The sequence below is a fragment of the Cupriavidus sp. Agwp_2 genome, assembly GCF_040784895.1.
In the GTDB taxonomy this organism is placed as follows: Bacteria; Pseudomonadota; Gammaproteobacteria; order Burkholderiales; family Burkholderiaceae; genus Cupriavidus.
Genome location: NZ_CP088083.1, coordinates 735,896 through 757,536, shown reverse-complemented (window position 1 = coordinate 757,536; position 21,641 = coordinate 735,896). Strand labels below are relative to the sequence as shown.

The following is a 21,641-nucleotide window of genomic DNA, read 5'->3' as shown; positions in this document are numbered from 1 at the left end:
GACGATGGCTCCGATCCATGACTCCCCCCGTTCCTTACGTGGCCCGCGTCAGGAACGCTGCTCGTTCGCAACCAGGGAAATCACTTTCCCCTTTCTGACAGTGCGACCCTCACGGTGCTCTTGGTAGCGGCGCCTCACCAAGTAAATGGGACGCCCTTTGGATTCGTCATAGATACGACCAATGTACTCACCCACCACACCCAGCCCAATCAACTGCAAGCCGCCAAAGAACAGAAGCACTGACAGCACGGACGCATAGCCCGGAACATCCACCCCCAGCAGCAGAGTGCGAATGACTATATAGACGCCATAGCAGAATGCAAGCGCTGCGATGACCGATCCGATGTAGGTCCAGGTATGCAAGGGCACCGAACTGAAGGAAGTAATACCCTCCAGCGCAAGGTTCCACAACCGCCTTCCCGAGAACTTGGACTTTCCGGCGCAGCGCGGTGCGCGCTCATACTGAACAACCACCGTGCTGAAGCCCACCCACGCAAACAAGCCCTTCATGAACCGGTGCCGCTCAGGCAGCTGCTTGAGTGCGTTGACCACGGCGCGATCCATCAGGCGGAAATCGCCGACATTCTCGGGTATCTTGAGGTCTGACAGGCTGTTGTGCACGCGGTAATACGCTGCCGCGGTCAGTCGCTTCAAGAACGAGTCGGTAGCGCGACTCGCTCGCTGCGCCAGCACCACCTCGGCGCCCTGGCGCCAGTGCTGCACGAGCGTCGGAATCAGCTCCGGCGGATCCTGCAGATCCGCGTCGATCGGGATCACGGCATCGCCCAGCGCCTCGTCAATGCCTGCGGTCAGCGCCGCCTCCTTGCCGAAGTTGCGCGTCAAGTCAATGACGCGGATGCGCGCGTCCCCCCGCGAAACATCTACCAGCTTGCCCAGCGTATCGTCGGAACTGCCGTCGTTGATGCAGACAATCTCGAAGCGTGTGCTCGAGATCGATTCCAGGATCGGCACCACACGCATGAAGAACGCATCCAACGCCTCGCTCTCGTTATAGAAAGGTACCACCAGCGACAGCAGCGGCGACCCAGCATAGTTGCTCATGACCATTCCCTCCCCTGCGCTTAAACTGCAGCGCGCCTATTCATCAGGCATCGCGCGATGCCTTGCCTGCCCGCTCCTGCCAGATCCGCCAGACGCCGAGCGCCAGCCCGGACAGTAGTCCAATCGGCATCGGCTGGAAGCCGATCCAACTGCACAGTGACATGCCGCACAGCGGCAACAACCACAAGACAACCAGTAATTCGCGCTCGCCTCGCAGCCAGCCGTTGCGGTAACCGTGCATGCCCAGCCAGCAGATGGCGAGGCCCAGAAAGGCGAGGTCGTAGTCGTACAGGTAAGGTGGTACCAGCAGTCCGGCGCAGACAAGCACCGCTGCACGCAGCGCGAAACTGCATGGGCGCGCCCACGCATAAATCACCGCCGCGAGCGCCACCGCAGCAACGCTGCAGTGCAGCGCATAAGACCAGGGCAGACGGCCCGACAGCATCGTCGTTGCAGCAAACACGGTTGGCATGCGTGTCAACAGCGCCGCACCGCGCTCCAGCTCCGCGCGTGCGGCCCCGGCATTTTGCAGGAATTCGACGAAAGGCTCCGTGCCGAATGCAAGCAGTGAAATCAACGACAAGCCCAGGGCTGTGCTCGCCATGGCGCCCAATGCGCGCCAGTTGCGCGCACAAATCAGCGCGACCGGAAACATCAGCGCCAAGTGCGGCTTCACCGTGACCAACCCCATCAGCACACCCGCCAGTACCGGCCGGGTACGCAGGCTGGTCAATGCAAGCCCTGCACAGCCCGCCAGCCACAACGCGTTCTGGCCGGTAAGCAGCACTACCGCCATCCCCGGGAATGCAATGCCCGCCACCCAGATTTCGCGCGGCAGCATGCGGCAAGTGACCCAGGCGTACCAGCTGGCGCCCCCCGCCATAAAGAGAAATGTGGCCAGCCCATAGGGCAACAGTCCGAGCGGCAAGACGAACAACAGGAAAGTCGGCGGATACAACCAGGGCAAAACGCCATCGCCGACGGCTAGGGCGGGTACAGCCGCCTGCTCTACCTGCTTAAGCAGCGCGTAGTCATAGGGTGCGCCCCCGCCCCAGCCCAACGCCAACTTTGCTGCGCTCCAGAACACCACAAAATCTCCGCCGGGCGGGAACACACCAGGCACTTGCAGCACGCATGCCCGGACCGTCCAGATCGAAAGACATAACACGTAAGACGTCAGCGCCACGCACGCGTATAACCGCACGCGCGGCATGTTTAGCCAGTGGCCTGCGTCAGTGCCAAACAGTTGCCGGCGGGGACCGAAGCGCGCTGCTTGCATGTCAGTCCCTAACGGTGGCCGGTGCGGTCGGTACAGCCGGCCGCGACATGACGCGCCACATGACATCGATCACCAACAGCGCGGACAAGAGCGGGCCAATCTGCGGCATTTGAAGCTGCGGGTTGGCATGCTCGAACAAAGGCAGCAGCCACACCGCCACGAACAGCAGCCGCTCTTTGGATGACAGGCCATGACGAAGGCCGTCGGCAATCAGGCCGGCTACGGCAATGCCCATCCAGGTCAGCTCGTAGTGGCGCACATAGGGGGCGGCCAACAGGGTTGCTGCGGCCAACACAGCGGCCCGCAGCGGCGTCTCGATGGTATGGGACCAGACGTACGCGACCGCCAATACAGCGCCAAGCCCACACAGTGCCTGCGCTGCATACGCGGCTGTCGGCCGAAGCCCTGCAAGCTGCGCCGCCGAAAGTACCGATGGCATGCCATACCAGCCCTGGATAGTGCCCTCGATCAGGTTCTCGCGAGCCCAAGCCAGGCTTTGTAGAAAGGCAGGGATCGTCTCCCAGCCGCAGACCGCCACGCTGGTGGCAAAGAAGAGTGCCGCCGTCGCCGCGGCACTCATCAAGGCACGCCAGTGCCTGCCAGCCGCCATCGCCACCGGCAACAGCAACGCCAGTTGTGGCTTGATTGCCAGCAACCCCACCAGCACGCCGGCAAGCACCGGGCGCTTGCCGAGCTGCCCTACGGCGCTGCCGGCGAGTGCTGCGGTCAACAGAGAATTCTGGCCCAGGATGGCTGCTAGCAGCACTGCTGGCGCGCTGACGACCGGCACCCACCACCCACTGCGGGCGGGCGCACCCGCATTCAGCAGGCAGCTGACAGTACAAAGGTAGGCGTAGCCGCTGCCGAACACGAACAGCACATAGCTGAACGCCAGCGGCAGCAGCGCCAGCGGCAACACCATCAGCAGGAAAGTGGGCGGATACAGCCACGGCAGCACGGTCTCACTACCAACGCCCTGCGCACCGTATTCCCTCATTACCTCAAGATGCTTTGCAATGTCGTAGGCATGTACGGGGCCTTCGCTCAACGCCAGATAGGACGCGCTCCAGAACACCGAGAAATCGACCCCAGGACGAGTGACGTTGCTGTCGGTGAAGCCCTTGCTATGCCAGGCCCAGGTTGCCAACAGCAGCACGAACAAGACCAGGAAGGCGGCGCTGTAGAGACGCACGCGCTCCAGGCCAAGCCACGCCTGGCGTGCACCCTGCTCGGGCCTGGCTGGCTGCATGGATGTCTGGATCATGGCCCCCGCTCTTTTCTCTTGTCTGTGCGCGCAATGCCCGCCCCGGGCCTGGCAATTAAAGCGCTAGGATTTCGCTCAGTTTTATAGCGCCCCAGGCCGAATGCAAGGCGGGTCCGACACGTCTGCACGCCTTCTGCTCCGAGAAACAGCACCGCAGCCGCCAACGTTTCGATCTTGAATCAATGCCTACGCACAGGATAAAACCTATGCCTGGAAACGGATCCAGGGCGGTAGCCCATTGCGCAATGCTGTCGCTTCCGCGCTTGCCGCGGCGACCAACGTTTCTATCCGGAAACGTTCGCCTTGAAGACCGGCGCTTCGTCCATCTGTCGTTCGGCAGCGAAGACAACTCGCGCCAGCGGGGAGGGCGCTCACCCAAGCGCGGTAGGAACCGGACGGAACCTCATGCGTTTGGTTGAGGCGCGCAGCAAGGCCACGCCACCGCGCCCGGCGCTCCCCTGCAATGTCCCTCATCCAAAAGTCGCGTCATCCATATTCATTTACGTGGAAAGCGTTTCCAGGCGGCAACTACGCCCCCCGAAATGCCGCAATTTTCCAGCGAGCCAGGCCCCCTCATGCCTGGCCGCCGTCCGCAAGCCCTTGTGCCACAACGATCTGCGGGGAGCTGGCCCACGCCTTGCCTATGCCAAGCACGCAGCGCACTGCTTCACGCTCTGTAACTGCCCGCACAGCGATTGCAGGCAGCGAATGCAAACAAGGGGAGCCTCACATGCCAGCTGACCGCGAATCCGACGTTTCGCACCGCAAAGCCGTCTACGCTGCCCATGCGCGTCGGCGCGGCAGTGTGCCGCTGCGCAGCTTAGCGCCCAGCAGCCATGGCCACCACGCTGCGCGCTCGACTCACGCGTCGGCCAAGCGCCGTCTGCTGGCTCGCAGCCCGCGCAGAATAGGTGCCGGTGCCGGCTGCTGGCCGTTCCATGCCTGTGCCATCTGCGCGCCGCCGAGTAGCCGATTTTCCCGACGCTGATTCTGCAGTTGATTCGTGAAGCCCACTTTCGGGCCACCTTGCCACAAAAGGAGATTGTCATGCAAACCCTGACCCAAGCCCTGAAGCAGTTCGTCCGCGACGAAGACGGCGTCACCGCCATCGAGTACGGCCTGATCGCTGCCTTGATCGCGGTCGTGATCCTCGTATCCGTGCAAACCATCGGCACCAAGCTCAACTCGGTCTTCAGTTGGATTGGTGCCGAGCTGCCGCAGAAGTAGTCGGACAGGCAAGAAGCAAGGTTGCGCGGACCGGATCCCGGTTCGCGCAATTCCGAAGCGTGATTCGATGAGATTGCCGGAGCCCCGATATGCCACCCGTCATTTTGCAAAGAATGCATCTTCGTCGACATGCGCGCGGCGTGACGTCGATCGAGTATGCCTTGATCTGCGTGCTGATTGCGATGGCAGCCCTCGGTGGCGTAGGCATCCTGGGCGATGCGGTGGAAGCCCTCTACGAAATGGTTGCCACCAAGATGCCGTCGATGCCCTGAGTGCTGCATAGCAGTAAAGAATCAATCGAGCCAATCATGCTTGCTACGTTCGACCTCTCCCCTTTCATTGGCCCGACCGCCATCGCGATCGTGCTGACTGCCGCAGCGATCGACCTGCATCGCCGCCGCATCCCAAACTGGCTCACCTTTGGCGCCTGGATGCTGGCGTTGCCGGCGCAGTTCGCCCTTCATGGCGCGACCGCCGGCGCAAACGCATGGGCGCTCGGCTGGCTGACTGGTCTTGGCATCTTCCTACCCTTCTACCTGCTGCGAGGCATGGCTGCCGGCGACGTCAAGCTGATGGCGGCGGTTGGCGCATGGCTCGGTGCCACCGTGGCGTTCAAGATTGCTATGGCGGCGTTCGTGCTGGGAGGTGCATGGGCGCTCGTGCAGGTAGCAATGTCGGGGCAACACAAGCTGTTGGTGCGAAATCTCGGCGCCATCTTCCGAACGGGATCAAGCTGCGCTTCCGTGGGGTCCATGCCCTATGGCGTAGCCATCGCGGTGGGGACGCTGGCGATGCTCTTCTCCGCCACCTGACATCGCCGACCATGACACAACAGGCCCGGTTTACGGCAAGGCCATTCAAGACCGGCACGCACAGATCAGCAGACGGGGGACGGCAATGAACGAGCTTCACCACACAGGTCAAACACCGCGGCTTCTGAAGCCCGTCGCGACCGTGAAGAACGCCGACACGGAACACGGCGTCCTGCCTTTGCCGCCATGGCATGTGCTGCCGCGCTCCATCGCCGATACTGGCCTCGAGATCGCACAATTGCTCAGCCTGTTGATGAAGGCTGCTTACCTGCACCGCACTGTCACGCTCTCGGTGCTGACCGAGACCCTGAAGCTCCCGGCCACCGTAGTGAATGAGGTCGCGACAGTGGCCGTACGCGAGCGCCTGCTGGAAATTGCCCACCGCGGCGCCAGCGACCTGGACGTACGCTTTCGCCTTACCGACGCCGGCTATGCCCGTGCGGCAGAAGCGTCGGCACGCTGCAGCTACACCGGCGCCGCGCCGGTTACGCTGGACGCCTACCTCCACGCCGTAAAGCGTCACTCCGTGAGCCATGCCGCAGTGACTAAAGCAGACGTCACCGCGGCTTTCCATGACCTCGTGATCCCGGTCCATCTGCTGGACGCTATCGGCATGGCATTGAATACCTGCAGGGCCCTGATGATCTACGGACCGGCAGGCAGCGGCAAGACTTATCTGGCGCAGCGCCTGGGCATGCTCTTGCCTGGCGCCGTGCCGGTTCCGCATGCCATCACGGTCGCTGGCGAAATCATCCAGGTATTTGATCCGCTGGTTCATGTGCCTTTCGATGAAAGCGAAGCGTCGCTGGCACGCCGGACGCTGGATCGGCGCTGGGTCTTGTGTCACCGCCCGGTCGTGCTGTCAGGCGGGGAGCTGACGCTTTCGATGCTGGACCTGCGCTACGATCGCACCGCCGGCTTCTACCAGGCACCGCCGCACATGAAAGCCAACAACGGCATCTACATCGTCGACGACCTGGGCCGCCAGCTCGTTGGCGTCAGCGATCTGCTGAACCGCTGGATCGTGCCGCTGGACCGCAGCATCGACATGTTCACACTGCAGACCGGCGTGCGCTTCTCGGTGCCCTTCGACGTCTGGCCGGTGTTCTCGACCAACCTGGAGCCGGCGGAGCTTGGCGACGACGCATTCTTGCGCCGACTCGGCAGCAAGCTTTTCGTGGGCCCGCTCTCCGTGGACGACTACCGCGAGGTGTACCAGCGCACCGCCAGCGAATTCGGGCTTGCCAGCACCGAGGCTGCTTTCGAGTTCCTGGTCGACAGCCTGCACTTCGCCAGCGACATGCCACTACTTGCCTGCATTCCGCGCGACCTGCTCCGGCTGGTGGCATCGGGCGTGCGCTATCACGGCCACGCACCTCACGTCACACAGGAAGGCCTGCTGGCTGCCTGGCAAGCCTACTACGGCCTACGGGCGTCGGGCGACGGCATGTCAAAGGCTGTTGCCGCCCGCCGCGGGGCCGACGACCACCGCGCCGCGAACTGAGCGATACCGGTCAATTCAGAAACACTAGGGGGAGAGTCATCATGAAGAACACACGCGCAATCCTGATGCTACTGATTGCCCTGGCCGCCGGCCTGGCAGCCGTGGTATCGGCTTCTCGCTGGTTGGTCCAGCAATCGTCAAGCTCCGTCAAGCAGGTGGTCGTGGCCGCAAACGACCTCAACTTGGGTCAGCCGCTCAATGGCGGCCAACTGCGGCTGGTCAGCTGGCCCGCTGGCAGCGTCCCCCCGGGTGCGTTCGAAGATCTGAAGTTGCTGGAAGGCCGGGTGGTCCGCACCAGCCTGCAGCGTGGCGAGCCCATTCTGGACGCCAAGCTAGCACCCATCGGTACCAAGGGTGGATTGTCCGCGGTGATCAACGACGGCAAGCGTGCCATCACGGTCCGCGTCAACGATGTGGTGGGCGTGGCGGGCTTCGCGCTGCCGGGCAACTATGTCGACGTGATCGTCAACACCAACGAGGAAGCCAGGACGGCGCAGAACGGCAGCATCTCCAAGATCGTGCTGGAGAAGATTCTGGTACTGGCCGTGGCCCAGCAGGTCAGCCGCGACGACACGCAGCCAAAGGTCGTCAACGCGGTAACGCTGGAGGTCACGCCCGATCAGGCCGAGAAGCTGGACGTGGCACGTAGCGTGGGAACGCTGTCCCTGGTCCTGCGCAATCAGCTGGACATTGCCGACACCAAGACGGGCGGTGCCACCAAAGGCACTCTCCTGGGTCGGGCTCCGGAAGCACCCGCAGCCAAGGTGATCACGCAGACGGCAACCCGTACGGTGGTCAAGACGCGCACGGTGGCAGCACAACCGGCACGTTCCGGCAACTGTATCGGCGTCCTGGCTGGCATTCAGGGTGGAATCGAGTGCTTCTGAACAGCATCTCGCACAGCATTCAACGAATCGTGATGCATCACAGCCTCTCCGGGGGGAGATTCAAAATGAACCATAAGCGTTCCGAAGCCGCAGGCGCCACCCGCATTCTGGTGCTCGCCGCCATCCTCTCTACGCCGCTGGCTGCCGCCGCGCAGGCGGCAATCGAAGCCGGGAACCTGACTAAAGCGACCGCACCCGCTGGGACGAAGGCTACGCAAGGCCCAATGCAGCTGACCATCAGCATGACGCCCGGCGCACCTGCCACGCTGGCACAAGGCCCCGCACCCGCAGCCGTGCCAACCGCCGATGTGCGCGGGCCCAACTGCACCGGTGCGATCCGCAATGAATCCAGCGTGATGGTGCCGGTCGGCAAGTCGCAGCTCATCTCGCTGCAGGAGCCGGTCCGCAACCGCACGCTGGGAAATCCCAACGTGGTGCAAGCGACGATGGTATCGCCACAGACGCTCTATGTGGTGGGCCGTGCAGTGGGCACGACCAACATGATCGTTCAAGGTCGCAGCGGTAGTTGCAGCGTTATCAATGTGGTGGTCAACGCGGACGCAGGCGGCCTGCAGACTTCGCTGGGGCAGCTGTTGCCCGGCGAACCCGGCATCCGTGTGATGACCGCCGCGGACAACCTTGTGCTGACTGGTAGCGTCACGAACGCACAAGCCGCGCAGCAGGCCATGGACATTGCCCAGGCCTATGCGAATGCGGCGCAGGGTGATGCCAGCAAGAAGGGCGGCGTACTGAACATGCTGTCGGTCGACACGCCCCAGCAGGTGATGCTGGAAGTGAAGGTGGCTGAAGTCTCCAAGACGCTGCTGAACCAACTCGGTTCCTCGGTCAACCTGCAGGGCGGGTTCGGCTCGTGGAGCGGCGGCCTGGTGACCTCGCTGCTGACCGGCGCATCGGCTGCGTTCTTTGGCAGCAAGGCCAACAACAAGCCGTTCGAGTTCGCCATCGATGCGCAGAAAAACGACAGCCTCGTGAAGATCCTGGCTGAACCGAACCTGGTCACCATCAGCGGCCAGGAAGCCAGCTTCCTCGCCGGCGGCAAGATCTATATCCCGGTGGCGCAGGCCAATGTGCTGAATGGCGCCGGCACCGTCACGCTGCAGGAAGAAGAATTCGGCGTGGGGCTGAAGTTCACGCCCACGGTCCTCGCCAACGGCCGCATCCACCTGAAGGTGTCGCCGGAAGTGTCTGAGCTGTCGCCCACCGGCGCCACCGTAAGCGGCGGCACCCTGGCAGGCCAGACCATCCTCCCTGTAATCACCACCCGCCGCGCCTCTACTACGGTGCAAATGCGCGATGGAGAGAGCTTTGCCATCGGCGGCCTGCTGACGGATAGCGCGCGCGGCTCCCTCAAGGCGCTGCCGGGCGCTGGCGAAGTGCCGGTGCTGGGGACGCTGTTCCGCAGCACCCAGTACCAGCAGGACCTGACCGAGTTGGTGTTCGTTATCACGCCGCGCCTGGTCAAGCCGATGGCGACCAACAATTACCCGCTGCCAACCGACAGCTTCTCCACTCCGAACCCGTTGTCGCTGTACTTCATGGGCAATATGGAGGGCAGCGGCAAGCCCGCGCCTCAACCGGCGCCGGCGCCATCGCAGCCGACGGCGCCGGCAGCGGCACCCGCCACCGCGCCAACGGCACCCCGCGCGGACGGCGCGCCGTCTACGTCGATCTCAGCTGTGCCCACAGGCAAGCCGCTGGATGACGTAACCCCGCCCCCGGCCGCGGCGCCGCAGGGGGCTCGGGCACCCGCTCGCAATCCCGCGGCACTTCCGCCGCCGGAAGACACAGCCACGCGCATCGCCCGCATCGAAGCCACCGCCGCACGCCTGGCACTGGCCAGGGAGACCGGCACGACGGCCCGCACCACGTCCGGCGGCAACTGATCCGCCGGCACCAGCAGAACCGGGAGAACGACCATGAACAAGACACTGAAGCTGACGCGCGGCACCGCCGCGCTGGTACTGAGCAGCGTGTGCTGCCTGGGGCTGGCGGGCTGCATGACTTCCACGCCAGTGTGGGACGGCCAGCGAGGTGTGGCGCTGGCTACGGTCACGCAAATGCAGATCATCAATCCCGATGCCCCTGCCGGACTGCCTGCCGTGACTGGCACCGATGGCAAGACCGCGGTGGCAGCCATGAAGAACCTTGATCGTTCGCTGGTGAACGGTCAGCAAGGCGGCTCACCCGGCCTCACCATTGATTTCGGCGCCGGAGGCTACGGTGGCGTCGGCATGGGGGGAGGCGCGCGCTAGGACGATCAAGAATCCAACCGACGCCAATGAACGATCGAAGCCAGAGCACATCATGTTGAAGATCCTGATCGCATCAGAAGAAACCGACCGACTGACGGAGCTCAACCGGCTTTGTGCCTCGGTCGGGAACTTTCACGTCAGTTCTCTGCAGGACGGCCTAGCGCGGCTCCCCTTCCATGCCAGCCGGCTTCGCATGGCCGACCTCCTTATCCTAGAACTGCCAGCCATCACTCTGGCGCAGATCCAGTCCATTGAAGCACTGCGCCAGCAGTATCAGGACCTTCCGTGCATCCTGCTCACGCAAGCACCCAGCTCCGAGGTGCTGATCAAGGCAATGCGCGCCGGTGTCCGCGACGTCTTGTCCTGGCCGCTGGAAAAGGGACAGCTTGCCGATGCGCTGAAGCGAGTGGAAGCTACCCATGTTCCGCGCGCGCAGGAGTCCGTACAGGTGCTCTCAGTAATATCGTGCAAAGGCGGCACCGGCACCAGTTTCGTCGCTGCCAACCTTGGCGACGCGTTAGCCCGGCATTTCGGCAAGCGGGTGCTGGTCGTGGACGTGAATCGCCATTTTGGCGACCTGTCATACATCGTCAGCGACAAGTCGCCGCCGTCCACACTGCCCGAAATCTGCGGCCAGATTGACCGCATTGATGCGGCCTTTCTCGAAGCTTGCCTGGTACGCGTCGACAATGGCTTTGACGTGCTCGCTGGAACCCCCGACCCCATCAAGGCTGGCCAGATTCAGAAGGAAAAGCTGGAATGGATTCTCTCCGTGGTGCGATCGGGCTATGACTTCGTGATCTTCGACCTTGGCCAGAGCATCGATCCGGTGTCCATCAGCGTACTCGACCACAGTGACCGCATCTGCATGGTAGCCGAACCCACCATTGCGTGTGGGCGCCCTGGCCGCCGGCTGCTCGATATCCTGCGCGCCCTTCACTATCCCGGCGACAAGGTCCGCCTGGTGCTGAACCGGACCGGACGCAGGAACGACGTCTCGCGCTCGAAGATGGAGGAAATCTTCGGCGCCGAAGCCGCCTACGTCTTACCTGAAGACCCGGCCGTGGACGAAGCCGTCAACCATGGCGAGCCCGTCGCCAAGCTGAAACGGCGCAGCGCCATCGCACGCGCGCTTCAGGCAATGGCCGCGCAATTGTCCAGCGCGCCAGAGACCGCGCGCCGTAGCGTTCCCGAATCGGTATCACCGCTGCGCCGCCTGATGCTGCTCGCCAAGAGTGCCTGACAAACCCCGCCCCACAAACACGAATCCGCACGCAAGGAGCCACTCATGTCGATCCGCGAACTGCTGGCACAGTCCATTCCCGCCTTAGCCGCCAATGGCCAGGCGGCCATCCACTTTGCGACGTCAGCCGGCGGCTCTACCTCGGCGGAATACCACGCACTCAAGCGCGACGTACACGAGACCGTGCTGGACCGCGTCGAGCTGGAACGTCTGGCGCGCTACCCGCAGGAACAGGTGCGCCTGGAGATCGCCGCGCTGGTGAACCTGATCGTCGACGAGCAGAAGGTACTGCTCAATGACAACGAACGGCGCCAGCTGACGGTGGAAATCTATGACGAGATGTTCGGCTTCGGCCCGCTGGAGCCTCTGTTGACGGATCCCACGGTGTCAGACATCCTGGTGAATACTGCGCGCCAGACCTATGTCGAGCGGCGCGGCAAGCTGGAACTGACCAGCGTGGTGTTCTACGATGATGCGCACCTGATGAAGGTGATCGAGAAGATTGTGTCGCGCGTGGGCCGGCGCATCGACGAGACCAACCCCATGGTCGACGCGCGCCTGCCGGACGGCTCGCGCGTGAATGCGATCATCCCGCCCTCGGCCATCGACGGGCCGCTGTTGTCGATCCGGCGCTTCTCGGTCAATCCGCTGCAGGTCAAGGACCTAGTCGACCTGCGCAGCCTGACGCCGCCGATGGCGCAGATGCTGCAGGCGCTGTCGCAGGCCAAGGTCAACGTGCTGGTGTCGGGCGGGACCGGCAGCGGCAAGACCACGCTGCTGAACATCCTGTCGGGCTTCATCCCGGAAGACGAGCGCGTAGTCACGATCGAAGATGCGGCCGAGCTGCAGCTGCGCCAGCCGCATGTGCTGCGGCTGGAAACGCGCCCGCCCAATATCGAGGGCAAGGGCGAAATCACACAGCGCTCGCTGGTCCGCAATGCGCTGCGCATGCGACCGGACCGGATCATCCTGGGCGAAGTGCGCGGCGGCGAAGCGCTCGACATGCTCAACGCGATGAACACCGGGCACGAAGGCTCGCTGACGACCATCCACGCGAATACGCCACGCGACGCGCTGACGCGGCTGGAGAACATGATCAGCATGGCCGGCCTGACCATGCCCGCCAAGGCGATGCGCCAGCAGATCGCCTCTGCCATCACGGTGATCGTACAAGCGGCACGCATGACCGATGGCCGCCGCAAGATCGTCAGCATCCAGGAGATCACCGGCATGGAAGGCGACATCATCAACATGCAAGAGATCTTCACGTTCCAGCGCACCGGCGTGGACAAGGACGGAACGGTGCGCGGACACTTCCGCGCCACCGGGGTCTATCCCAAGTTCGCAGAGCGCTTGCGCGTATTCGGCGTGGGTCTGCCCGACGAGACATACGACCCGTCGCAGCGCTATGAAGTCTGAGCGCGGCACGACGGACCGACGCCAAACGGGGAGACGCAAATGAGCACCATCTTCTATGCTTTCGGCATCCTGCTGTTCGTGGCGGTGGTGCTGTGCGTCGAAGGCATCTACCTGTGGTGGAACAGCTACCACGGCCCTGCCGCCCGCCGCATCGAGGCCCGGCTGCGCGCCCTGTCCGCAGGCGGACAGGTCGGCGCCGAGCATCTGTCGATCCTGAAGAAGCGCCTTCTCAGCGACTCGCCACGCATGCAGCGCTGGCTGATGAGCATGCCGCGCATCGGCGGGCTCGACCGCTGGCTAGAGCAGTCCGGCAGCACTTGGTCGGTGGCGCAGCTACTAGGCTACTGCGCGACGGTGGTGCTGTGCACTGTGGCGCTGACCCCGCTGCTGCCACTGCCGATCCCGGTGACGTTCACGTTTGCCGTATGCGCCGGCGCCCTGCCGATTCTCCACGTCATACGGCTGCGCGCCAAGCGGCTCAAGCAGTTGGAAGCGCAGTTGCCTGATGCGGTCGACATGATCAGCCGCGCACTACGTGCCGGCCACGCGTTCAGCGGCGCGTTGGGAATGGTTGGCCAGGAAATGAAGGCGCCGATCGGCCCCGAGTTCCGCACCACCTTCGAAGAGATCAACTACGGCGTGGCGCTGGACGAGGCCATGACCAACCTCGCTATCCGTGTGCCGGTGCCGGACCTGCGCTACTTCGTCATCGCAGTGCTGATTCAGCGCGAAAGCGGCGGAAACCTGGCAGAGATCCTGGACACCATCGGCACGCTGGTGCGCGAGCGCCTGAAGCTGTTCGACAAGATCCGTGTGCTGTCGGCGGAAGGCCGCCTGTCGGCGTGGGTGCTTGGACTGCTGCCCTTTGGCACTGCGGGAATGATCCTGGTGGTGAACCCGGAGTTCATGAAGGTGCTGTGGCAGGACCCGCTCGGGCTGCGGATGATCGGCGTGGCGGTGGTGTCGATGATCTTCGGCGTGCTGTGGATGCGCAAGATCATCCGCATCCGAGTCTGACGCGGGTGGGCAGCGAGAGCGGAAGCAGAGTGCAGTGTCTCGACAAGCAGGCTTTGGACAGCCATCCTGACGGGAGTCCATCATGCAAGGCATCATCCAGGGGTTCCAGGCCGACCAGTTCATCGTGCTTGCGCTGGTCTTCGTGGCGGCGTTCGGAACGGTTTTCGGCGTGCTCTATGTGTTCTCGCCCAACCGCATGCGCGGCCGGGTCGAGCAACTGTCCGGGCAGGCAGGCCAGTTCGGGCCTGCGCCCGGCGGACACAATGCGCTGATCGAGAAGCTGGTGCGGTGGGCGCAGCCGGTCTCGCGGCTGTCACTGCCCAAGGAGGGCTGGGAAAGCTCCCCGCTGCGCGTGCGCTTCATGAACGCAGGCTGGCGCCACGCCAACGCCGCGCCGCTGTACTTCGGCGCCAAGACCTTGCTGGCGATCACACTGCCAATGATCGGGTTAGCAGTGGCCAGCGCCCAGCCCGGCTCCGAAGATCATTTTATGATGTTCGCGCTGCTCGCGGTGCTGGGGGCGATCGGATACTACGTGCCAAATATCGTGCTGTCGCGCAAGGTAGCCCAACGCCAGCGCACGGTCTTCGAGGAATTCCCCGACGTCATCGACCTGCTCACCGTCTGCGTGGAAGCCGGTCTCGGGCTCGACGCGGCGCTGATGCGCGTGGCGGATGAACTGTCGCTGCGCTGTCCGGTGCTGGCCGACGAGCTGCAGCTGATGCTGCTGGAACTGCGCTCAGGCTTCTCCAAAGAAAAGGCACTGTCCAACCTGTCGTTGCGCACCGGCGTGGAGGATGTGGACAAGTTTGCCTCGATGCTGATCCAGGCCGACCGCTTCGGCACCAGCCTGGGCGAATCGCTGCGCGTTCTGTCCGACATGCTGCGTACCAAGCGCCGCATGCGCGCCGAGGAACAGGCCGCCAAAATCGCGCTCAAGCTGCTGTTCCCGTTGATCTTCACCATCTTCCCCTCGCTGCTGCTGGTGCTGCTGGGGCCGGCGTTTATCCAGATCTATCGCGTCCTGTTGCCGTCCATGGCAGGACAGGGAGGATAGGACTCACGGGTAACCCGTACGGTTCCCCCGGCTGTCTCCCGGTGCAACGCCGGCCAGACAGTCCCTTGCCCGGACCTGGTTCCGGGCTTTTTTGCTTTGGCGGCGCGCGTACGAGCCGGGGGACTTGACCGCGGCGCCAGGCTTCTTAAGAATGCCACCACTGCCCCCGCCGCCAGCGCGGCGCATACCAGCCAGACCCAATCGCCCCGGAGTTCCCATGAAACTGCGCATCCTGAGCGACCTGCATATCGAGCACAACATGCCGCAGCAAGTGCCTGGCTGCGAGGCCGACGTCGTGGTGCTGGCCGGCGACATCGCCAACGGCCGCGACGGCATCGACTGGTCCGCGCACACGTTTGCGCAGCCCGTGGTTTATGTGCCCGGCAACCATGAGTACTACGAGGGCCGTTTCGACGCCGTCGAGCGGCTGATGGCCGAAGCTGCGGCGGAGCACCCTGGCATACAGGTGCTAAACGGCGCCGTTGCCGAGTTCCACAGCGCCAATGGCCGCGTGCGTATTTTGGGCACAACGTGGTGGACAGACTACACGCTGTTCGGCGCTGACCGGCGCGAGGCATCGATGGAGGCTTGCGCGGGTGTGATGCTCGATCACCGTCTCATCGAGCTTGATGGCAGCGACGGCAAAGCCCGCCATTTCACCCCGGAGGACGCGCTGGCGCGCCACAAGGCTGCTTCGGCCTGGCTAGCTGCGCAGCTGGCGCAGCCATTTGAGGGAAAAACCGTGGTGGTCACCCATCATGGGCCGGACCTGGGCAGTCTCGACCCGCGCTATTCACATGACCTGGTGTCAGGCGGGTTCCTGTCGCGCCGACCAGACCTGGTGGCGCAGGCGGACCTGTGGATCCATGGGCATACCCATACCAGTTTCGACTATTGCATCGACGATTCGCGCGTGGTGTGCAATCCCCGAGGCTATGTCAGCCGGCGGACCGGCGAGCCGGAAAATCCACGGTTTGACTGGTGCTGCGTAGTTGATATCTGACGATGACGCACACCAAGGTTGAGATTGCCGCCGTTTTCAGAGCCAACGGCGGTAATTCGCAGGCAATCGCTATAAGGCTAACCTCGGTGGAGTTAGCGCACCATAAGCCGGCCCACTACCCCCCGCGTTCTCCGTTTCGCAATGGGTAGTATCTGCGCTCATTTGCACCTGAAGATACGGATCACTCCCATTTTTCGCCGACAGAATATGGAGACAGGCAAAAGCTGAAATCACCTGATATGTCTTCGGATCAAGGGTCGACACGACGGGAATGGTAACATACTCGCACGATTTATCCCCAGCTGCGCTACAGGCATCAACGTCATTGAAAAGCGCATTTTCCGTGCCAGGCTGTATATAGGTACCCGGAGTATCCCCAATGCTTATTCCCTTTGCATTACCATCGGAGATCAGGTCACGCAAACCCTGCACACTGTTTATCACATCTTGAAACGTTGTCCATTGCCCCGACTCACAAGGACCCACGTGGTAGGATGATCCGATCCGGAACACATACGGCTGTCCAACGGTTTGCCCAACTGTTTGCCCGGGAAGGGGGTCGGTGCTGGTGGCAGTTTTTGGCCTGTTGTTAGCCGAGTCCCAATAATTGTCAAACAGGCATTTCGTCATCGCAACCGGGAAAAGACCTCCCGGCCCCACGGAACCAGGATATGTAATGACAGCCACGGAGGTCGCAGACACCGGAACGGAAGGGACCCCCAGAACAGTGGCAAGAAAGGTACTAACCGGCCCTCCGTTCATCCCACTTTGCCTGGTTATGGTGACCTGTATCGCTGCCGCATCGTTTGCAACCGGCGTCATCGGAAGAGCTTGCATGCCGTACGGGGTGCGCTTGACGTTCCAATAACCGGTATTTATCTGACCATCAGTCAGTACAACACCTGACGATTTATTGAGGGAAACTGCTGCTGTTGCCCTCTGCTCCGCAGTAGACCAATCGGGGCTGGGGCTGGTCTGGTTCAAACACTCGCTACGCGGATACAGGCATTGGGCGCCGGTCAGGGCCGCAGCATCTGAAGCGTTCTGGAGCTCGTTACGGACCACGAGCAAGTATCCGATGTCTATCGCCAGTGCCCCAAAACCGATCAACATCACCATCATGAGGGCAGCCGACACGGCGATGCCACCACGGTGCCGAGTAGTACCGCACCGCTTACCGTACAAATTTCTGGCGGATTTTTTCTGCGACGCCAATAAGTTCCGACTCTGATGAAGACGCATGACTCATACCCCAAGACTAAACTTACTCGTTTTTCATCACCGTGGTAGCGGCGAGGGAAATCGGCCCTGAAAGGCTACTAATGAATTTCCCCAGAACCAGACCTGAATAGTTATATGATATGGAAACAGTCAGTGAGCTGCCGAATGCCCCGCCAGCACCACTCGGAACACTAACGACCGGTGAAGTCGCCCCACCGAGGGTAATCAGGTAGTTCTCACAGTAATTCAGGGCAACCGCCTTGATTTCGTCCACCGACATTTTTGGCGATTTCAGCACGATCCCCGCTCTTGCTGCTTCCCGACTAGCGTTTGTGATCACGGCCTTGTCATAAAGCATCAAACTGAATTCAATGATTCCAAAAACCAGTACGATGAAAATTGGAAGCACAAGGGAAAATTCAACGGCGGCGGCCCCTTTTTGCGATCGTAAAAAAATAGCCATTTCGCCATCTCCACTTGACATTCAATGTGCGCACAGGAGCCGTTTTTCCCCTGGGTATTGAATGAACCACCAGCTTTGCACATGGCAGCAATACCTGCCCCCTGAGCAGATTCTGGCACGTTGTCAGCAAAACCATATACGTCAAATGGCGGTGCTCAGCACGAAGTCCTTTAACCCGGGAAAGTATGATTCGCCGGTGAAACATGCGGATCTTGGTGAAAGCGTTCCCAGTTTAAAAACAAAAACCCCCGCGGGTTCGCACCCGCGGGGGTTTTTGCTGTGACAGCCTGCCGGCAGTCGGTCGGCACAAATTACATCATGCCTTCCATGCCGCCCATGCCGCCCATGCCGCCCGGCATTGCCGGAGCCGACTCTTCCTTCGGCGATTCGGCAACAGCGCAGTCCGTGGTCAGCATCAGCGAAGCCACCGAAGCGGCGTTCTGCAGTGCGGTGCGGGTGACCTTGGTCGGGTCCAGCACGCCCATTTCGACCAGGTCGCCGTACTCGCCCGAAGCCGCGTTGTAGCCGTAGTTGCCCTTGCCTTCGATGACCTTGGCAACGACGACCGACGCTTCTTCACCGGCGTTCAGCACGATCTGGCGCAGCGGCTCTTCCATGGCGCGCAGCACGATCTTGATACCGGCGTTCTGGTCCGGGTTTTCACCGGTCAGTGCCGAGATCGCAGCGCGGGCACGCAGCAGGGCCACACCGCCGCCGGGGACGATGCCTTCTTCCACCGCAGCGCGGGTGGCGTGCAGGGCGTCTTCCACGCGGGCCTTCTTTTCCTTCATTTCGACTTCGGTGGCAGCGCCAACCTTGATCACGGCAACACCGCCAGCCAGCTTGGCCACGCGCTCTTGCAGCTTTTCACGGTCGTAGTCCGAGGTCGCTTCTTCGATCTGGGCGCGGATTTGCTTCACGCGGCCTTCGATCGCACCTGCGTCGCCGGCGCCATCGATGATGATGGTGTTTTCCTTGCCGATTTCGATGCGCTTGGCCTGGCCCAGGTCGTTCAGGGTGGCCTTTTCCAGCGTCAGGCCGATTTCTTCAGCGATGACGGTGCCGCCGGTCAGGATGGCGATGTCTTCCAGCATGGCCTTGCGGCGGTCGCCGAAGCCCGGGGCCTTGACGGCAGCGGTCTTCAGGATGCCACGGATGTTGTTGACCACCAGGGTCGCCAGGGCTTCGCCCTCGACGTCTTCAGCGATGATCAGCAGCGGACGGCCGGCCTTGGCCACTTGCTCCAGCACCGGCAGCAGGTCGCGGATGTTCGAGACCTTCTTGTCGAACAGCAGCACGAACGGGCTGTCCAGCTGGACAACTTGCTTTTCCGGGTTGTTGATGAAGTACGGCGACAGGTAGCCGCGGTCGAACTGCATGCCTTCCACGACTTCCAGCTCGTCGGCCAGCGACTTGCCGTCTTCGACGGTGATCACGCCTTCCTTGCCGACCTTGTCCATGGCTTCGGCAATGCGCTCACCGATCGAGGTGTCGCTGTTGGCCGAGATCGCGCCAACCTGGGCGATTTCCTTGCTGGTGGTGGTGGGCTTGCTGACCTTCTTCAGCTCTTCCACGGCGGCGCCGACAGCCTTGTCGATACCGCGCTTCAGGTCCATCGGGTTCATGCCGGCGGCAACGAACTTCATGCCTTCGCGCACGATCGACTGGGCCAGCACGGTAGCGGTGGTGGTACCGTCACCGGCGTTGTCGCTGGTCTTGGAAGCCACTTCCTTGACCATCTGGGCGCCCATGTTCTGCAGCTTGTCCTTCAGCTCGATTTCCTTGGCCACGGACACGCCGTCCTTGGTCACGGTCGGGCCGCCGAAGCTGCGCTCCAGCACCACGTTGCGGCCCTTCGGGCCCAGGGTCACCTTGACTGCGTTGGCGAGGATGTTCACGCCTTCAACCATCTTGGCACGTGCGGCGTCGCCGAACACTACGTCTTTAGCTGCCATTCTTGAATCTCCTGAAATCTGTACGGGTGGTGTGCTGCAAGTAACGAATTACTTGTTGACCACGGCCATGATGTCTTCTTCGCGCATGACCAGCAGTTCCTGGCCATCCACCTTCACGCCCTGGCCGGCATACTTGCCGAACAGCACGCGATCGCCGACCTTGACGTCCAGGGCAATGTTGTTGCCCTTGTCATCCTTCTTGCCGGGACCAATCGCCAGCACTTCGCCTTGATCGGGCTTCTCGGCAGCGTTGTCGGGAATCACGATACCGGACGCGGTCTTGGTTTCGTTGTCCAGACGCTTCACGATCACGCGGTCGTGCAGAGGACGCAGGTTCATACGGACTCCTAGATACAAAAGTGAGTTTTCGATCACAAATCGGCCGGCTACCGAGGCGACGGCCGTCTGAAATGTTCAGGTGTCGCAAGGGGCACTTGATGCTGTTAGCACTCACCCCCGACGAGTGCTAATTATAGGGACAGGGTATGGCCATTTCAAGACAGCGGCTTTATGGGGGTTTTCCCGGACGGGCGATCGGGGTGGGAGCAGGCGGTACGGGCGAGTGCCCTACCGCTCTGTGGAGATGAGCCCTGGCTGGGCCGCCTGGTCAGTGACCCAGCCCCAGTCGATGCCCAGCTCGCGGTGGCAGGCAGGACAAGTCAGCGGCCGCGGCGCCTTCCCCGAGACCAGATCCTGCAAGGTCTCGGAGTGAACGTGCCCGCACACCGCGCAGGTGAAGAAGAGTGGGACAGGGGGTTTCATCGTCGTCTCGACAGGCAGGACTTTCAGGCTGCCAGATGCTCATCCCGCGCCACGGATGGCTGAGGAAGCAGGGCAATGGCCTCCTCCAGCATCAACGGGCCAGGCTTGACTATCGCATGTTGGGATGAACCCGCGCTTGCGGGTCACGTGTTGAACATGCCCTCATGCTAGCCAGCGCCGTCTAAATTTGATGTAAGGAGATAAGGCCGACGCATTAAATCCGCATCAAAATCGGCAGCGCCGGCCACGCGCGCTCAGAACGTCTTCGTCAAGGAAGCCCATGCGGTGCCACGGCCCATGTAGCGGCCCCTGGCATTGGTGTACACCGCCTTGTCGGCATTGGTGTCGATGTAGGCCACGGCCAGCGCGAGTCCCTTGCCCAGGTCCTTGGTCAGGCCGATCTTCCAGTCCATATACGATGCATTGGCGACCTGCACCTTCTGGTAACCCACATGGGTGTTCAGCGTAAGGTCCCAGACATTGAGCGGCACGTTGGCGGTCAGGTCTACGTACCAGCTGTGCCTGCTGTCGGCGAAGCCAAAGAGATTGGTCGGGGCGTACGAGTACTTGAGCGTCACCGGACCGTAGCCCAGGGCCGCGTACACCTCGGTGGTGTACGGGCGCGTGTAGTTCGCCGGGTAGTCGCCCGGGTAGTAGTACTGCAGCATGCCGAGATCGTAGGTCCAGTCGCCACCGAACGTATTCTTGTAGCCGCCGTAGAAATCCATCTCGATCGGGGCCGACACCTCGGGATTGCTGTCTCCCAGCCAGCTGATGCTCGAATTCCAGTTGCCGAGGTAGAACCCACTCGCATGGCTGTAGTCGAACCCGCCCTGAATCGCCGGCCGGCGGTTCGTCTGCATCAGACCGCGGTAGCGGTAGTCGGTGGCGATCGAGAGGTTGGCCGTGAGCGTATGCGCAGACGGCTCGGCGTCAGGCTGGGATTGCGCCATGGCGGGCATGGCAGTGAAGGCAAGGATGGAAGATGCGGAACATGCGAGCAGCACGGCCGCGGTATGGCGCAGGTCAGTCATTGTTGATGCGACGAGAGTTGAAGGAATCCCCCGTTACCGGGAGCCTCGCCACGATATGGACTGACGCGTAAAAACGGCATCAAAAGCTGCAGCGTCCGTGTGCAAATTCGATAAAGGTGCCGGGATTTCGCGCGGGCAGGCCAGTGCCGCCGCGCCTCT

Annotated in this window: 21 protein-coding genes; 13 read left to right on the top strand and 8 right to left on the bottom strand. The window is 62.4% G+C overall.

All coding sequences use genetic code 11. From position 1 onward, the window contains the following. Positions 1–48 precede the first annotated feature (48 nt). Genes LPA45_RS03515 through LPA45_RS03505 form a run of 3 tightly spaced genes read right to left on the bottom strand, consistent with a single transcriptional unit; the run spans position 49 to position 3,605 of the window. The gene (locus tag LPA45_RS03515) at positions 49–1,062 is read right to left on the bottom strand and encodes a glycosyltransferase family 2 protein (protein WP_367394905.1); all 1,014 of its coding nucleotides are present in this window, start codon (positions 1,060–1,062) and stop codon (positions 49–51) included. A gap of 43 nt (positions 1,063–1,105) precedes the next feature. Beyond that, on the bottom strand, positions 1,106–2,341 hold the full coding sequence (locus LPA45_RS03510) for a glycosyltransferase family 87 protein (protein ID WP_367394904.1): 1,236 nt from the start codon (positions 2,339–2,341) through the stop codon (positions 1,106–1,108). Between the two features lies 1 nt (position 2,342). Next, entirely contained in the window at positions 2,343–3,605 is a 1,263-nt protein-coding gene (locus tag LPA45_RS03505; RefSeq protein ID WP_367394903.1) for a glycosyltransferase family 87 protein, read from the bottom strand. A gap of 1,047 nt (positions 3,606–4,652) precedes the next feature. On the opposite strand from LPA45_RS03505, the gene LPA45_RS03500 reads away from it, so the two are divergent. From LPA45_RS03500 to LPA45_RS03445, 12 genes are all read left to right on the top strand, one after another. After that, positions 4,653–4,832: a Flp family type IVb pilin gene (locus tag LPA45_RS03500; RefSeq protein ID WP_367394902.1), complete on the top strand. Its 180-nt coding sequence runs from the start codon at positions 4,653–4,655 to the stop codon at positions 4,830–4,832. A gap of 113 nt (positions 4,833–4,945) precedes the next feature. Next, the gene (locus tag LPA45_RS03495) at positions 4,946–5,104 is read left to right on the top strand and encodes a Flp family type IVb pilin (protein ID WP_367394901.1); all 159 of its coding nucleotides are present in this window, start codon (positions 4,946–4,948) and stop codon (positions 5,102–5,104) included. A 36-nt stretch (positions 5,105–5,140) separates the two neighbouring features. After that, complete coding sequence (locus LPA45_RS03490) at positions 5,141–5,644, top strand: prepilin peptidase (protein WP_367394900.1); 504 nt, start codon at positions 5,141–5,143, stop codon at positions 5,642–5,644. Between the two features lie 85 nt (positions 5,645–5,729). After that, complete coding sequence (locus LPA45_RS03485; protein WP_367394899.1) at positions 5,730–7,148, top strand: ATP-binding protein; 1,419 nt, start codon at positions 5,730–5,732, stop codon at positions 7,146–7,148. 41 nt (positions 7,149–7,189) lie between these two features. After that, positions 7,190–8,035: a Flp pilus assembly protein CpaB gene (gene cpaB, locus LPA45_RS03480; RefSeq protein ID WP_367394898.1), complete on the top strand. Its 846-nt coding sequence runs from the start codon at positions 7,190–7,192 to the stop codon at positions 8,033–8,035. A 65-nt stretch (positions 8,036–8,100) separates the two neighbouring features. Beyond that, complete coding sequence (locus LPA45_RS03475; protein WP_367394897.1) at positions 8,101–9,939, top strand: type II and III secretion system protein family protein; 1,839 nt, start codon at positions 8,101–8,103, stop codon at positions 9,937–9,939. A 33-nt stretch (positions 9,940–9,972) separates the two neighbouring features. Further along, positions 9,973–10,308 (top strand): hypothetical protein, encoded by a 336-nt coding sequence (locus tag LPA45_RS03470; protein WP_367394896.1) that lies wholly within the window; start codon positions 9,973–9,975, stop codon positions 10,306–10,308. A 52-nt stretch (positions 10,309–10,360) separates the two neighbouring features. Beyond that, positions 10,361–11,551, top strand: a complete 1,191-nt coding sequence (locus tag LPA45_RS03465) for a CpaE family protein (protein WP_367394895.1) — start codon at positions 10,361–10,363, stop codon at positions 11,549–11,551. A 45-nt stretch (positions 11,552–11,596) separates the two neighbouring features. Further along, positions 11,597–12,970 carry a CpaF family protein gene (locus LPA45_RS03460; protein WP_367394894.1) on the top strand — a complete coding sequence of 458 codons (1,374 nt, stop codon included), beginning with the start codon at positions 11,597–11,599 and terminating at the stop codon, positions 12,968–12,970. A gap of 39 nt (positions 12,971–13,009) precedes the next feature. Next, complete coding sequence (locus LPA45_RS03455) at positions 13,010–13,987, top strand: type II secretion system F family protein (RefSeq protein ID WP_367394893.1); 978 nt, start codon at positions 13,010–13,012, stop codon at positions 13,985–13,987. A gap of 82 nt (positions 13,988–14,069) precedes the next feature. After that, complete coding sequence (locus LPA45_RS03450) at positions 14,070–15,044, top strand: type II secretion system F family protein (protein ID WP_367394892.1); 975 nt, start codon at positions 14,070–14,072, stop codon at positions 15,042–15,044. 217 nt (positions 15,045–15,261) lie between these two features. Further along, the gene (locus LPA45_RS03445; RefSeq protein ID WP_367394891.1) at positions 15,262–16,047 is read left to right on the top strand and encodes a metallophosphoesterase; all 786 of its coding nucleotides are present in this window, start codon (positions 15,262–15,264) and stop codon (positions 16,045–16,047) included. A 69-nt stretch (positions 16,048–16,116) separates the two neighbouring features. On the opposite strand, the gene LPA45_RS03440 is transcribed toward LPA45_RS03445, so the two are convergent. Then, on the bottom strand, positions 16,117–17,169 hold the full coding sequence (locus tag LPA45_RS03440) for a TadG family pilus assembly protein (RefSeq protein WP_367394890.1): 1,053 nt from the start codon (positions 17,167–17,169) through the stop codon (positions 16,117–16,119). 142 nt (positions 17,170–17,311) lie between these two features. Next, positions 17,312–17,731 (bottom strand): TadE/TadG family type IV pilus assembly protein, encoded by a 420-nt coding sequence (locus LPA45_RS03435; protein ID WP_367394889.1) that lies wholly within the window; start codon positions 17,729–17,731, stop codon positions 17,312–17,314. A 61-nt stretch (positions 17,732–17,792) separates the two neighbouring features. Here LPA45_RS03435 and LPA45_RS03430 point away from each other — a divergent pair, with 61 nt between their 5' ends. Continuing rightward, positions 17,793–18,014: a hypothetical protein gene (locus tag LPA45_RS03430; protein WP_367394888.1), complete on the top strand. Its 222-nt coding sequence runs from the start codon at positions 17,793–17,795 to the stop codon at positions 18,012–18,014. 28 nt (positions 18,015–18,042) lie between these two features. Here the strand turns inward: LPA45_RS03430 and groL are convergent, their stop codons facing one another. From groL to LPA45_RS03415, 3 genes are all read right to left on the bottom strand, one after another. Beyond that, positions 18,043–19,686 (bottom strand): chaperonin GroEL, encoded by a 1,644-nt coding sequence (groL, locus tag LPA45_RS03425; protein ID WP_116317319.1) that lies wholly within the window; start codon positions 19,684–19,686, stop codon positions 18,043–18,045. A 48-nt stretch (positions 19,687–19,734) separates the two neighbouring features. Then, positions 19,735–20,025, bottom strand: a complete 291-nt coding sequence (groES, locus tag LPA45_RS03420; RefSeq protein WP_008644494.1) for a co-chaperone GroES — start codon at positions 20,023–20,025, stop codon at positions 19,735–19,737. Positions 20,026–20,702: 677 nt separating this feature from the next. Next, on the bottom strand, positions 20,703–21,482 hold the full coding sequence (locus LPA45_RS03415; protein WP_367394887.1) for a TorF family putative porin: 780 nt from the start codon (positions 21,480–21,482) through the stop codon (positions 20,703–20,705). Positions 21,483–21,641 lie beyond the last annotated feature (159 nt).

Coding starts and splice junctions, on each gene's coding strand:
- LPA45_RS03510 (WP_367394904.1), bottom strand. CDS start 2,341: ATGCAAGCAGCGCGCTTCGGTCCCCGCCGGCAACTGTTTGGCACTGAC.
- LPA45_RS03465 (WP_367394895.1), top strand. CDS start 10,361: ATGTTGAAGATCCTGATCGCATCAGAAGAAACCGACCGACTGACGGAG.
- LPA45_RS03445 (WP_367394891.1), top strand. CDS start 15,262: ATGAAACTGCGCATCCTGAGCGACCTGCATATCGAGCACAACATGCCG.
- cpaB (WP_367394898.1), top strand. CDS start 7,190: ATGAAGAACACACGCGCAATCCTGATGCTACTGATTGCCCTGGCCGCC.
- LPA45_RS03515 (WP_367394905.1), bottom strand. CDS start 1,062: ATGAGCAACTATGCTGGGTCGCCGCTGCTGTCGCTGGTGGTACCTTTC.
- LPA45_RS03485 (WP_367394899.1), top strand. CDS start 5,730: ATGAACGAGCTTCACCACACAGGTCAAACACCGCGGCTTCTGAAGCCC.
- LPA45_RS03415 (WP_367394887.1), bottom strand. CDS start 21,482: ATGACTGACCTGCGCCATACCGCGGCCGTGCTGCTCGCATGTTCCGCA.
- LPA45_RS03490 (WP_367394900.1), top strand. CDS start 5,141: ATGCTTGCTACGTTCGACCTCTCCCCTTTCATTGGCCCGACCGCCATC.
- LPA45_RS03440 (WP_367394890.1), bottom strand. CDS start 17,169: ATGATGGTGATGTTGATCGGTTTTGGGGCACTGGCGATAGACATCGGA.
- groES (WP_008644494.1), bottom strand. CDS start 20,025: ATGAACCTGCGTCCTCTGCACGACCGCGTGATCGTGAAGCGTCTGGAC.
- LPA45_RS03450 (WP_367394892.1), top strand. CDS start 14,070: ATGCAAGGCATCATCCAGGGGTTCCAGGCCGACCAGTTCATCGTGCTT.
- LPA45_RS03505 (WP_367394903.1), bottom strand. CDS start 3,605: ATGATCCAGACATCCATGCAGCCAGCCAGGCCCGAGCAGGGTGCACGC.
- LPA45_RS03435 (WP_367394889.1), bottom strand. CDS start 17,731: ATGGCTATTTTTTTACGATCGCAAAAAGGGGCCGCCGCCGTTGAATTT.
- LPA45_RS03500 (WP_367394902.1), top strand. CDS start 4,653: ATGCAAACCCTGACCCAAGCCCTGAAGCAGTTCGTCCGCGACGAAGAC.
- groL (WP_116317319.1), bottom strand. CDS start 19,686: ATGGCAGCTAAAGACGTAGTGTTCGGCGACGCCGCACGTGCCAAGATG.
- LPA45_RS03470 (WP_367394896.1), top strand. CDS start 9,973: ATGAACAAGACACTGAAGCTGACGCGCGGCACCGCCGCGCTGGTACTG.
- LPA45_RS03475 (WP_367394897.1), top strand. CDS start 8,101: ATGAACCATAAGCGTTCCGAAGCCGCAGGCGCCACCCGCATTCTGGTG.
- LPA45_RS03495 (WP_367394901.1), top strand. CDS start 4,946: ATGCATCTTCGTCGACATGCGCGCGGCGTGACGTCGATCGAGTATGCC.
- LPA45_RS03430 (WP_367394888.1), top strand. CDS start 17,793: ATGAACCACCAGCTTTGCACATGGCAGCAATACCTGCCCCCTGAGCAG.
- LPA45_RS03455 (WP_367394893.1), top strand. CDS start 13,010: ATGAGCACCATCTTCTATGCTTTCGGCATCCTGCTGTTCGTGGCGGTG.
- LPA45_RS03460 (WP_367394894.1), top strand. CDS start 11,597: ATGTCGATCCGCGAACTGCTGGCACAGTCCATTCCCGCCTTAGCCGCC.